Origin of the sequence: Pseudomonas azotoformans (assembly GCF_900103345.1) — a bacterium.
Taxonomy (GTDB): domain Bacteria; phylum Pseudomonadota; class Gammaproteobacteria; order Pseudomonadales; family Pseudomonadaceae; genus Aquipseudomonas; species Aquipseudomonas azotoformans.
In genome coordinates, this window is the sequence record NZ_LT629702.1 from 4,361,255 (window position 1) to 4,373,109 (window position 11,855).

Sequence of the window (11,855 nt, forward strand, 5' to 3'; positions counted from 1 at the left end):
GCTCCAGGCTCACAAACACGACAGGACAACGCGTGACTCCTCTGCACACTCTCTGGCTGACAGAAACCGTGCGCCTGCGTGAAGAACACGCCGGCCCCCTGGAAGACCTGGAAGCCAATCGCCTGGCCCGCTCGGCAGGGGGCGATCTGCCGACGCGTATCCAGCAGCGTGCCCTGCACCTGGCCGAGCGCGATGGGCTCAAGACCGCCCTCACCCGCTGGTTGCAAGGTGCACGCCTGGCGCTGGTGCTGCTGGTGGTCATCGCCGTGATCAGCGGCGCGGGCCTGGCCTTTGCCGCGCTGGGCAACGGGCTGAGCCCGGTGAATGTGTTCTGGGCCTTGGGCAGCTTGCTCGGCTTGAACCTGATCCTGCTGATCAGTTGGGCGTTGGGCCTGCTGTTTGCCGGCGAACACAGCGCCAGCCTCGGGCGACTGTGGTTATGGCTCAGTGAGAAGCTTGCCCGTGACGCCAAGGCTGCGCAGTTGGCGCCCGCGCTCCTGCTATTGCTGCAACGCCAGAAACTCAATCGCTGGGCTGTGGGTGTGCTGGTCAATAGCCTGTGGTTGTTGGCGTTGCTCAGCGCCCTGGTGATTCTTCTTACGCTACTTGCCACCCGCCGCTACGGCTTCGTGTGGGAAACCACCATCCTCGGCGCCGACACCTTCGTCGCCGTGACCCAGGCCCTCGGCACCCTGCCCGCCCTGCTGGGCTTCAATGTACCGAGCGTCGAGATGATCCGTGCCAGCGGCGATTCCGCGCTGAATATCGAAAGCGCCCGCCAAGCCTGGGCCGCCTGGCTGGTGGGCGTGCTGCTGGTCTATGGCCTGTTGCCCCGCTTAATCCTCGCCCTGCTGTGCTTATGGCGCTGGAAGCGTGGGCGCGCCGCGCTGCACCTGGACCTCAACCTGCCCGGCTACAGCCAATTGCGCGAACGCCTGATGCCGAGCAGCGAGCGCCTTGGGGTCAATGATGCGGCGCCCGAACAACTGCATCACGTCAGCGGCGGCGTCAGCGAACTGCAAAGCGACGGCGCGCTACTGGTCGCCATCGAACTGGACGACCAGCACTCCTGGCCGCCCAAACTGCCGCACAACGTGAAGAACGCCGGCATCCTCGACAGCCGCGAATCACGCAACAAACTGCTGGAGCAACTCACGCGTTTTCCGCCCGCCCGCCTGGCCATCGCCTGCGACCCGCGTCGCTCGCCGGATCGCGGCAGCCTGGCGCTGATCGCCGAACTCGCCCGCAGCGCCACCGCCACCCGCGTGTGGTTATTGCAGGCCCCGCCCGGCCAGGCCCTGGACGCCGAACGCCTGGGCGACTGGCACGCCGCACTGCAACAGCTTGAGTTGCCCTTTGCCGACTGCGCGCCGCTGAACTGGCTGGAGACCGGTCATGACTAAGCCCCTGAAACTCGCCGTGGTCGGCCACACCAATGTCGGCAAGACCTCGCTGCTACGCACCCTCACGCGAGACGTCGGTTTCGGCGAAGTGTCCCATCGTCCCAGCACCACACGGCATGTGGAAGGCGCGCGCTTGTCGGTCGACGGCGAAGCCTTGCTGGAGCTGTACGACACCCCCGGCCTGGAAGACGCCATCGCCTTGCTCGATTACCTGGAGCGCCTGGATCGCCCCGGCGAACGCCTCGACGGCCCGGCCCGCCTGGCGCGCTTCCTGGAAGGCAGCGAAGCGCGCCAGCGTTTCGAACAAGAGGCCAAGGTGCTGCGCCAACTGCTCGCCTCCGACGCCGGTCTGTATGTGATCGACGCCCGCGAGCCGGTACTGGCCAAGTACCGCGATGAGCTGCAAGTGCTGGCCAGCTGCGGCAAACCGTTGCTGCCGGTGCTCAACTTTGTCAGCAGCAGCGACCACCGCGAGCCGGACTGGCGCGAAGCCCTGGCCCGGCTTGGCCTGCACGCGCTGGTGCGCTTCGACAGCGTGGCACCGCCGGAAGACGGCGAACGGCGCCTGTATGAAAGCCTGGCCCTGCTGCTGGAAAACGCGCGGCCGCAATTGGAACGGCTGATCCTGGATCAAGAGGCGCAGCGTCATGCCCGTCAGCAAAGCGCCGCCCGGCTGATCGCCGAGTTGCTGATCGACTGCGCCGCCTGCCGCCGCAGTGTGGTCACCGAAGATGAGCAACACGCCATCGGCGACCTGCGCAAAGCCGTGCGCCAACGTGAACAAAAATGTGTGGAAGCGCTGCTCAAGCTGTTCGGCTTCCGCCCGCAGGATGCCGCCGCCAGTGACCTGCCGCTGCTGGACGGGCGCTGGGGCGACGACCTGTTCAACCCGGAAACCCTCAAGCAACTCGGCGTGCGGGTCGGTGGCGGGATCGCCGCAGGCGCGGCGGCGGGTGCCGGTGTGGATCTGTTGGTCGGCGGCCTGACCTTGGGCGCCGCCGCCCTGGCCGGCGCCATTGCCGGAGGCGCGCTGCAAACCGCACGCAGCTATGGCAGCCGGTTGCTGGGCAAGATCAAAGGCCAGCGCGAACTCACCGTCGACGACAGCGTATTGCGCCTGCTCGCCCTGCGCCAACGCCAGTTGCTCAAGGCCCTGGACCTGCGCGGCCATGCGGCGATGCACAGCATCAAGGTCGACACGCCCCAGGACAAAACCTGGCGCGAAGGCAAGTTGCCGGACGCGTTGCACAAAGCCCGCGCCCATCCACAATGGTCGTCGCTCAACCCTCACCCCAAGCTCAGCCAGGCCGAGCGCCAGGAACAGGTCGAAGCACTGGCCCGGCGCCTCGACGAAACCTAAGCCTCCAGCACTTGCCGCGCCTTGGCCTTGAGCACCTCAAGGTCGAGCACCGGCACGTGCATTACCTTGGCCTGTTCGTCCCAATGGCGCATGCGCAGGCTGACCTCACACAGCGGGTCTTGCTCAAACGCCTGGGCTTCTTCCTGGGTCATTACACCGCCCTGGTATCCGAGCGTACGGCGGCTGGCTTCGCTCAGGCGGGCGTAATAGTCTGGCTGGCTGAAGGTCAGGTAGCGCTTGGCTTGCACGTGATATTCCACCAGCTTGGCCATGCGCTCGCTGAAGCCTGCACGACGCAGGTAATCGGCGCCGAGCCGCTCATGGCTGACCACGCCATAGCCGCCCATGTTGTCGCCGCCCTCGCCGCACAAGTGCCCGATATCGTGGAAAAACGCCGCCAGCACCACTTCATCATCGAAGCCTTCGGCCATGGCCAACTGCGCGGCCTGGGACATGTGCTCGATCTGCGACACCGGTTCGCCAATGTAATCCGCCGTGCCGTGCTGTTCGTATAAGCCGAAGACCTCGGCGATGGTCTGCTCAGGGTTCATCACGCCGCCCCCCACAAGGTTGTGATATTACGTTCGGCCATCGCCGGCCCCACGCTCATGCCCACACCCGTGTGCATCAACGCCGCGCTCACACCCGGCGCCGCCCGCAGGAACGAAAACGGCGCCGGCCCGCGCGAGCCGTACACGCCCTGCCAACGCTCCACCACCTGGATCTTGCAGCCCAGGGTCTGCTCGGCCAACTCGATCATCCAGTCATCGACCTGCTCGGCATTGAACGGCGATGCATCGCTGCCGTAGTCATGGGAATCACCGATGATCAGTTCGCCATGGGGCGTGGGGCTGATCAGCAAATGGATGCCGTGCTCGTGCAGGTGTGGCGCTTCACGCAGGATCTGCGTCTGCACAGGCGCGGCTTCCGGGAGATCGGCGAAAGCGCCGTAGTGCACGCAGCTCAAGCCGGTGAGCAAGGCGTGTTGCAGGTTCAGGTTCACCGCTGGCCGCGCGCGCAGCATTTGCAGGCGACAGATGCTCGGGTTGAGCTCGGCCATCGCTTCGGCCAGCAGGGTCTGGTAGTCGTGGCCGGAGCACACGATGATCTGCTCACCGCGAAAACTGCCCGCTGTGCTGTGCAACTGGCCCGGTTCAACGTCGCGCACCAGGGTGGAGAAGTAGAACTCCACCTTCAGCTCTTGCGCCAGGTAGTTGATCAGCGCTGGGATCGCTTCACGCGAATACAGCTGCTGGTCATCCTTGCCGTGCAGCGCAGCGCGGTGATGGCGGAACTGGCCGCCATACAGGTCCTTCATCGCGGAGCCTTGCAGCAACTCGACGTTGTAGCCGTGTTCCTGCGCACGGCCAGCGCAGAACGCTTTCAGCAAATGCTCTTCGGCTTCGGTACGGGCGAACAGGTAGGAACCGTTGCGCTTGAGTTGCAGCCCGGCGACCTGGGCCCAGTGCCCCCAAATCTCGCGGCTTTCACGCGCCAGATCGAGCATCGGCCCCGGCGGCTGGCCGGTCACCAGCGCCTGGCCGAAGTTGCGCACCGAGGCGCCCAGGGGCGTGGCGCTGCGTTCGAACACCTTGACCTTGAGGCCGCGCCTGGCGGCAGCAAAGGCGTGGGATAGGCCGAGGATGCCGGCGCCGATGATCAGCAGATCGCTGTGGTGTGTCATATCGTGATGTCCTGTTTTCCAGACCGCCATCGGGGGCAAGCCCCCTCCCACACTTGAAAGTGTTCACAGTTCAAAATGTGGGAGGGGGCTTGCCCCCGATAAGGCCAGTAGCGCTAACGAAAAACCTTACTGACCGGCAACCTTCTCCGATTTGCCGTCATAACGCTTGCGCCACTCGGTCAAGATGCTGTCGCGGTTCTTCGACGCCCAGGCAAAGTCGTTCTTGATCAAGCGCTGCTCGTAGTCGGCCGGCAATTCGGTCTGCGGCTTGGCGATACCCGGCTGGGCGAGCACGGCAAAGTTGTCCTTGTACAGGTCCATGGCCGCCGGGCTGGCGGAGAAGTCGGCGAGCTTCTGCGCGGCGTCCTTGTGCGCGGTGCCTTTGATCACGGCGGTGGCTTCGATGTCCCAGCCCAAGCCTTCCTTCGGCAAGATGATGTCCAGTGGCGCGCCCTGGCGTTTCAGCTGTACAGCCGGGTACTCAAACGAAATGCCGATCGGGAACTCACCGGAAGCCGCCAGCTTGCACGGCTTGGAGCCGGAGTGAACGTACTGGCCGATGTTCTGGTGCAGGTCGTCCATGTACTGCCAGCCCTGCTTCTCGCCGAAGGTCTGCAACCAGGCGCTGACGTCCAGGAAACCGGTGCCGGACGAGGCCGGGTTGGGCATGACGATCTTGCCCTTGTACTCCGGCTTGGTCAGGTCCTGCCAGCTCACCGGCTTGGTCAGGCCCTGTTTCTCTGCTTCAACGGTGTTGAAGCAGATGGTCGCGGCCCATACGTCCATGCCGACCCAGGCCGGAGGGTTGGCGGCGTCGCGGTAGTTCTTGCCGATCTTGTCCAGGTCCTTCGGCGCGTAGTTGTCCAGCATGCCTTGCTGGTCGAGGATCGCCAGGCTGGACGCGGCCAGGCCCCAGACTGCGTCAGCTTGCGGGCGGTCTTTCTCGGCCAGCAGCTTGGCGGTGATGATGCCGGTGGAATCGCGCACCCATTTGATCTCGACGTCGGGGTTAGCCTGTTCGAAGGCCTTTTTGTAGGTCTTCAATTGCTCGGCTTCGAGGGCCGTGTACACGGTCAACTCGGTCTTGGCGAAGGCATTCAGGCTGAATGCAGTCAGTACGGCAGCGACCAGCGCCAGGGGCTTGAACATGGAACACCTCCTTCAGGATTATTGGCCGGGCGCGGTCTGGCGCCAGGCTTGGGAGCGGCGCAGTGCGCCACGTGAGGCCCACGCCAGCAGCAGCGAGACGCCGGCCGACGTGAACAGGATCAGGGTCGACATCGCCGCCGCACCGCCCACATTGCCGGCGTCGTCCATGTTCAACACGGCGACGGCGGCGAGGATGGTGTCGGGGCTGTAGAGGAAGATCGCGGCGGACACGGTGGTCATCGCCGACACGAACAGATAGCGCACGATATCCAGCAGCGCCGGCAGGCAGATCGGCACCGTCACTTTCAGGTAATGCCGGTACAGCGGTGCCTTGAGCGACAGCGCAGCGGCTTCGAACTCGGCGTCGAGCTGGCGCAGTGCGGTAGTCGCGGTCATTTGTGCAGTGGTCAAATAATGCGCAATGGTGCACACCACCAGCAGGGTCATGGTCCCGTAGAACACATGCAGCGGGTTGCCGTTGAGGTTGAAAAAGAACACGTAGCCCAGGCCCAGCACCAGGCCCGGCACGGCCATCGGCACGAAGCTGAGCATGCGCAGGGCCAGGTTGAGGCCCTTCTGGCCCTTGGTTTTTTCCATCAGGTAGGCGCCGGTGAAGATCAGCACGCTGCCGATCAATGCGGTGCACAGGGCCAGGGTCAGGCTGTTGCGATAAGCCAGCCAGCCGCCGCCGGCCGTGTCTTCGAACTGGTAATGGTTGAGGGACAGCGACAGGTTGTACGGCCAGAATTTCACCAGCGAGGAATACACCGCCATGCCGAACACCAGCAACAACACCGCGCAGATCAGCAACACGATGGCCAGGTAGCAGGCGTCCCTCAAACGCGATGGCGCTGGTTGAAACACTTGCGCGCGCCCGCTCATCGAGTCGCCGTGACGACGACGCAGCCAGGCATCCACCCCAAAGCTGAACAGCGCCGGCAGCAGCAACACCATGCCGATCAATGCACCGCGCCCGAACTGTTGCTGGCCGACCACGGCCTTGTAGGCTTCCAGGGCCAGCACCTGATAATCGCCACCCACCACCACGGGCACGCCGAAGTCGGTGATGGTCAGGGTGAACACCAGGCAAAACGCGGCGAATACCGCCTGGCGCGTGGCCGGCCAGGTAATGCTGCGAAACGCCCGGGCCGGGCTGGCGCCCATGCTGGAGGCGGCATCGAACAGGCGTGCATCCGCCAGGGACAACGCCGACAGTAGAATCATCAAGGCATGTGGGAAGGTGTAGATCACCTCCCCCAGCACAATGCCCCAGAAACCGTAGATATTCTCAGAGAGCAACCCACGCAGCATGCCCTGGTTACCGAACAGGTAGACCAACGCAATGCCCGGCAGCATCGACGGCGCCATCAGCGGCAGCAGCGACATACCGCGCCAGATCACCTTGCCGGGAATCAAGGTGCGTTGCAGGGCGTAGGCAAACAGGTAAGCCAGCGGTACGACGATGGCCGCCACACTGAGGGAGACTTTCAGGCTATTGCCCAACAGCCAGTGGAAATTGGCACTGGTCACCAGTTCCCGTGCCGCCACCCAGCCACCGCCCTGTCCGGCCTCGCTGCTGAAACCCCGCCAGAAGATCGCCAGCAACGGCATCAAGACAGCGATGCCCAGCAGCAATAGCCACAGCAGTTTGCCGCCGACGACGAAAATTCTGTCGCCGGTTTCGGCGCGGGAAACCTGGCGTGGCAGGGTCATGACAGCGGCCATCTCAGGCAAACACCTGCAGGCTGCGCGGCGGCAAGGCCACCCAGATGTCCTGTGCGCCCAGGCGCGGCATGGCTTCCGGAGCCAGTTCGGCGAGCAGCGGGTGGCCGGGCAATTGCTCCAGCTCAAAGCTCATGCGGCAGCGGTTGCCGAGGAAGGTGATCTCGCGGACCTTGGCCGGGAACAGGTTTTCTTCATGCACCGCCGGGTTGACGCTGATCGCTTCCGGGCGACAAAACAGACGGCCGGACTTGGCCACGCCGGCATCGTCGGCCAGGCGCATGTTCATCCCGCCGACCTGGGCGTGGCTGGCACAGTTGCGGCTGAACGGCAGCCAATTGCCCTGGCCGACAAACTCCGCCACGAACGGCGTGGCCGGACGGTCGTAGATCTCCTGGGGCGTGGCGTATTGCTCGACCTTGCCGTTGTTCATCACGGCGATGCGGTCGGCCATCAGCATGGCTTCGTCCTGATTGTGGGTGACCATCAGCGTGGTGATACCCAGGCGCCGTTGCAGTTGGCGCAGCTCGGTGCACAGATGCTCACGCACGCGGGCGTCGAGGGCCGACATCGGTTCATCCAGCAACAACAACGACGGCGCGGGCGCCAAGGCACGCGCCAAAGCGACGCGCTGCTGCTGGCCGCCAGACAGCTGGCCGGGGTATTTCTTTTCACTGCCGACCAGGCCGACCAGTTCAAGCATCTGTCCGACGCGCTGGCGCACTTCATCGCGACCACTGCCGGTGAGGCCGTAGCCGATGTTCGCTTCGACGGTGAGGTTGGGAAACAACGCGTAGGACTGGAACAAAATGCCGTAGTCCCGGGCCTGTGGCGGCAGCCGGGACACATCGCGGTTGCCCAGGTAAAGCTCGCCACTGTCCTGGCGTTCCAGGCCGGCGATGCAGCGCAGCAAGGTGGTCTTGCCGCAACCGGACGGGCCCAGCAGGCACACCAGCTCGCCGGCGGCGACGTCCAGCGAGACGTTATCCAGCGCGGTAAACGCGCCGAAGCGTTTCTGGATACCGCGCACCTTCATGGGCGCGCCGGGTTGGGTCAGGGCTGTGTTCATGCAAGGCACCTCATCGAACGGATGAAGGCCATGCTAGGGAGGCAATGCGTCCCTGGTGTGGCAGAAAGGCAAAACCCGGTGATAGTGGTATTGGTGGATTTGGGTAGGGCTCTCAGCGCTGAGTTGCCTGGTCTATCGCTATCGGGGGCAAGCCCCCTCCCACATTAGACCCCGTTCTCATGTTGGAACTCGGTCAAGTGTGGGAGGGGGCTTGCCCCCGATTGGCCCTCAAGGCGATCACCACGCTTCAGAGCGGCGACATTTCCTGCGCCAACCCCAGAAACGCCGCCGGCAGGCGAGCACTTTTTCGTTCTTTGAGGCAGTACAGATACTCCGGAATCTGCGGCGCGTTCTCGATAGTCAGCACGCGCAATTGCGGGTCATGGGGCACTTCCTGCCGCGCAATGATGCTGATGCCAATGTTGCGCAACACCGCCTCACGGATCGACTCACGGCTGCCAATCTCCAGCAACGGGCCATAGCTCACGTTGGCGCTTTGCAAGAGTTCTTCAGTCAGGCGCCGCGTAGTTGAGCCTGCTTCACGCATCAGCAAGGTGTGCCCGGCCAAAGCGCTCAGCGGCACATGGTCGAGCTTGGCCAACGGATGGTTGCAATGCACCGCCAGCACCAGCGGGTCGGTGCCCAGCACACGGCGAATCAGGCGTGGGTCTTCCAGCAGTTGCGAGGAGGCGGCGACGTCGACGCGGTAGTCGTCCAAGGCTTCGAGCACCTGCTGGGAGTTGCCGATTTCCACCGATACCTCCACCTGCGGCAGGCGTTCACGAAAGGCTTTGACCAGGTCGAGGATGTAGTACGGCGCCGTCGCGGCAATTCTCAGTGCGCCTTGGACCTGGCCGTTGTTGCGCAGGAAGAACTCGATGTCGGCTTCCTGCTGCAACAGCGCCTTGACCATCGGCAGCAGCCGCGCGCCCTCGTCGCTGACGGTGAGGCGACGGCCGCCACGGTAGAACAGCTCAACACCGTATTGGCTTTCCAGGTTACGGATCTGGGTGGTGACCGTGGGTTGGCTCAGGCCGAGTTTTTTCGCCGCCTGGGTAATGCTGCCCAGGCGGGCGACCATGAAAAAAGCCTTTAACTCGGCGCTCAGCACACCACCCTCTCATCGTTTATTTGCGCAACAGGCGCAGGCCATTGAACACCACCAGCAGGCTCACGCCCATGTCGGCGAACACCGCCATCCACATGGTGGCCATGCCCAGGAAGGTGACCGCCAGGAAGATCGCCTTGATCACCAATGCGAGGGCGATGTTCTGCTTGAGGATACTCGACGTTTGCCGCGACAGACGAATGAAAGCCGGAATCTTGCGCAGGTCATCGTCCATCAAGGCCACATCAGCGGTCTCGATGGCCGTATCAGTACCCGCTGCGGCCATGGCAAAACCTATCTCGGCGCGAGCCAGGGCCGGGGCGTCGTTGATGCCGTCGCCAACCATGCCAACGCGGTGGCCTTGGCCGTAGAGGGTTTCGATGGCTTGCAGCTTGTCGGTCGGCAACAGATCACCCTGGGCCTGGTCGATGCCAACCTGGGCCGCAATCGCCTGGGCGGTGTGGGTGTTGTCACCGGTGAGCATCAGGGTCTTGATGCCCAGTTCGTGCAACTGCTGGATGGCTTCGCGGCTGCTGTCCTTGACCGTGTCGGCCACGGCGAACAGCGCCAGCGGGCCGGATTTGTCGAGCAGCAACACCACGGACTTGCCTTGTTTTTCCAGGGCGAAGAGTTTCTCTTCCAGCTCCGGCGAGCACAGGCCCAGGTCTTCCACCAGGCGGTGGTTACCCAGGTGGTAGGTTTCGCCGTTGATCTCGCCACGCACGCCGCGACCGGCCAGCGCCGCGAAGTTATCCACAACGTGGGTGGGCAGGCTTTTATCCACAGCCGCGTTGGCGATGGCCAGCGACACCGGGTGATCGGAACGCCCCGCCAGGCTGGCGGCCAGCGCCGGTGCGCTGTCTTCGACGTTGGGGAACAGCGCCAGGTAATCGGTTTGCACCGGTTTGCCGTGGGTGATGGTGCCGGTCTTGTCGAGGGCCAGGTAGTCGAGCTTGTAACCGCCCTCCAGGTACACGCCGCCCTTGATCAGGATGCCTTTGCGCGCCGCTGCCGCGAGGCCGCTGACGATGGTCACCGGGGTGGAAATCACCAATGCACACGGGCAGGCGACCACCAGCAGCACCAGGGCACGGTAGATCCAGTCGAACCAGGCGCCGGCCATGAACAGCGGTGGGATCAACGCCACGCCCAGGGCAAACAGGAACACCGCCGGGGTGTAGAGCTTCGAGAAGCTGTCAACGAAGCGCTGCGTCGGAGCCCGTGCGCCCTGGGCCTGTTCCACGGCGTGAATGATGCGCGCCAGGGTGGAGTTGTTGGCGGCGGCAGTGACCCTATATTCCAGGGAGCCGGCCTGGTTGATGGTGCCGGCGAAAACTTTGTCGCCCACGGTCTTTTCGATCGGCAGGCTTTCACCGGTGATCGGTGCCTGATCGATGGTGGATTGGCCAGCGGTGACTTCACCGTCCAGGCCAATGCGCTCGCCAGGCTTGACCCGCACGATGGCGCCAAGATCGATACTTTTCACCTCTTGTTCCGCCCACGATCCATCCGCCTGCTGCACCGTGGCCTGCTCGGGCGTCATCTGCATCAAGCCGCTGATGGCATTGCGCGCACGGTCCAGGGACTTGGCTTCGATCAACTCGGCCACGGTGAACAGGAACATCACCATCGCCGCTTCCGGCCACTGGCCGATCAGGATTGCACCGGTCACCGCGATGCTCATCAAGGCATTGATGTTCAGGTTGAGGTTTTTCAGGGCAATCCAGCCCTTTTTATAGGTGGTGAGGCCGCCGCTGAGGATCGATACCAGCGCCACGATGGCAATCACCCAGGTCGGCGCGGCGTTGGTGAAGTGCAGCACTTCCGCCCCCAACGCGCCGATGCCGGACAACGCCAGCGGCCACCAATGTTTCTTGGCGGGCGGTTCGGCGGCGGGGGTGCCTTCTTCGATGGGATCGGCCTGCATGCCCAAGGACTTGATGGCGTCGATGATCGGCGCGGTCGTCGGCAGGTCGTGGGTGACGCCGAGGATGCGGTTGATCAGGTTGAATTCCAGTTGCTGCACACCCGCAAGCTTGCCCAGTTTGTTCTGGATCAGCGTCTGCTCGGTAGGGCAGTCCATGGCTTCGATGCGGAAGGTGCTCAGCCGCGAGCCGGCGGTGGGCGCTTCGCCCAATTGCACCAATGCCGGGACCGGCGTGCCGGAGCAGCAGGAGCCGCCGTGGCCGTGGTCATGCACAGGGGTCAATTTCTTCGGGCCATGATCATGGTCGTGATCGTGATCGTGCTTGTGCTTGTGCGGGGTGTGGATGGAATCGCTCATTCTGTCGCGTCCGTAAGGGTGCCTGTTGCCAAGTAAAGACCCTGTAGCCACTATAGGGTCAAGCACCCATTTGGAG

At 63.9% G+C, this 11,855-nt stretch carries 9 protein-coding genes; 2 read left to right on the forward strand and 7 right to left on the reverse strand.

Annotation, left to right across the window (positions count from 1 at the left end; all coding sequences use genetic code 11):
• Positions 1–32: 32 nt before the first annotated feature.
• Both BLR69_RS19845 and BLR69_RS19850 read left to right on the forward strand, forming a co-directional pair.
• Positions 33–1,403 (forward strand): DUF2868 domain-containing protein, encoded by a 1,371-nt coding sequence (locus BLR69_RS19845; protein WP_071494505.1) that lies wholly within the window; start codon positions 33–35, stop codon positions 1,401–1,403.
• The gene (locus BLR69_RS19850) at positions 1,396–2,763 is read left to right on the forward strand and encodes a DUF3482 domain-containing protein (protein WP_071494506.1); all 1,368 of its coding nucleotides are present in this window, start codon (positions 1,396–1,398) and stop codon (positions 2,761–2,763) included. The genes BLR69_RS19845 and BLR69_RS19850 overlap by 8 nt, the downstream gene beginning before the upstream one ends.
• Here BLR69_RS19850 and BLR69_RS19855 read toward each other — a convergent pair.
• The 7 genes from BLR69_RS19855 to BLR69_RS19885 all read right to left on the reverse strand — a co-directional run bounded on the left by BLR69_RS19855 (position 2,760) and on the right by BLR69_RS19885 (position 11,779).
• Entirely contained in the window at positions 2,760–3,314 is a 555-nt protein-coding gene (locus BLR69_RS19855) for a phosphonate degradation HD-domain oxygenase (protein ID WP_071494507.1), read from the reverse strand. The genes BLR69_RS19850 and BLR69_RS19855 overlap by 4 nt on opposite strands.
• The gene (locus tag BLR69_RS19860) at positions 3,314–4,447 is read right to left on the reverse strand and encodes a TIGR03364 family FAD-dependent oxidoreductase (protein WP_071494508.1); all 1,134 of its coding nucleotides are present in this window, start codon (positions 4,445–4,447) and stop codon (positions 3,314–3,316) included. Before BLR69_RS19860 ends, BLR69_RS19855 begins: the two co-directional genes overlap by 1 nt.
• Positions 4,448–4,573: 126 nt before the next feature.
• Positions 4,574–5,596 (reverse strand): putative 2-aminoethylphosphonate ABC transporter substrate-binding protein, encoded by a 1,023-nt coding sequence (locus BLR69_RS19865; RefSeq protein WP_071494509.1) that lies wholly within the window; start codon positions 5,594–5,596, stop codon positions 4,574–4,576.
• Between the two features lie 18 nt (positions 5,597–5,614).
• Positions 5,615–7,321, reverse strand: a complete 1,707-nt coding sequence (locus BLR69_RS19870; protein WP_071494510.1) for a putative 2-aminoethylphosphonate ABC transporter permease subunit — start codon at positions 7,319–7,321, stop codon at positions 5,615–5,617.
• Position 7,322: 1 nt separating this feature from the next.
• A complete protein-coding gene (locus tag BLR69_RS19875) occupies positions 7,323–8,387 on the reverse strand; it encodes a putative 2-aminoethylphosphonate ABC transporter ATP-binding protein (RefSeq protein WP_071494511.1) in 1,065 nt (354 codons plus the stop codon).
• Between the two features lie 247 nt (positions 8,388–8,634).
• Complete coding sequence (locus tag BLR69_RS19880; protein ID WP_071494512.1) at positions 8,635–9,498, reverse strand: LysR family transcriptional regulator; 864 nt, start codon at positions 9,496–9,498, stop codon at positions 8,635–8,637.
• Positions 9,499–9,514: 16 nt separating this feature from the next.
• Positions 9,515–11,779, reverse strand: a complete 2,265-nt coding sequence (locus BLR69_RS19885; RefSeq protein WP_071494513.1) for a heavy metal translocating P-type ATPase — start codon at positions 11,777–11,779, stop codon at positions 9,515–9,517.
• Positions 11,780–11,855: the final 76 nt, after the last annotated feature.

What these genes read in the sequence shown, in the direction of transcription:
- BLR69_RS19875 (WP_071494511.1), bottom strand. Translation starts at nt 8,387, where the DNA reads ATGAACACAGCCCTGACCCAACCCGGCGCGCCCATGAAGGTGCGCGGT.
- BLR69_RS19870 (WP_071494510.1), bottom strand. Translation starts at nt 7,321, where the DNA reads ATGGCCGCTGTCATGACCCTGCCACGCCAGGTTTCCCGCGCCGAAACC.
- BLR69_RS19855 (WP_071494507.1), bottom strand. Translation starts at nt 3,314, where the DNA reads ATGAACCCTGAGCAGACCATCGCCGAGGTCTTCGGCTTATACGAACAG.
- BLR69_RS19860 (WP_071494508.1), bottom strand. Translation starts at nt 4,447, where the DNA reads ATGACACACCACAGCGATCTGCTGATCATCGGCGCCGGCATCCTCGGC.
- BLR69_RS19885 (WP_071494513.1), bottom strand. Translation starts at nt 11,779, where the DNA reads ATGAGCGATTCCATCCACACCCCGCACAAGCACAAGCACGATCACGAT.
- BLR69_RS19850 (WP_071494506.1), top strand. Translation starts at nt 1,396, where the DNA reads ATGACTAAGCCCCTGAAACTCGCCGTGGTCGGCCACACCAATGTCGGC.
- BLR69_RS19865 (WP_071494509.1), bottom strand. Translation starts at nt 5,596, where the DNA reads ATGTTCAAGCCCCTGGCGCTGGTCGCTGCCGTACTGACTGCATTCAGC.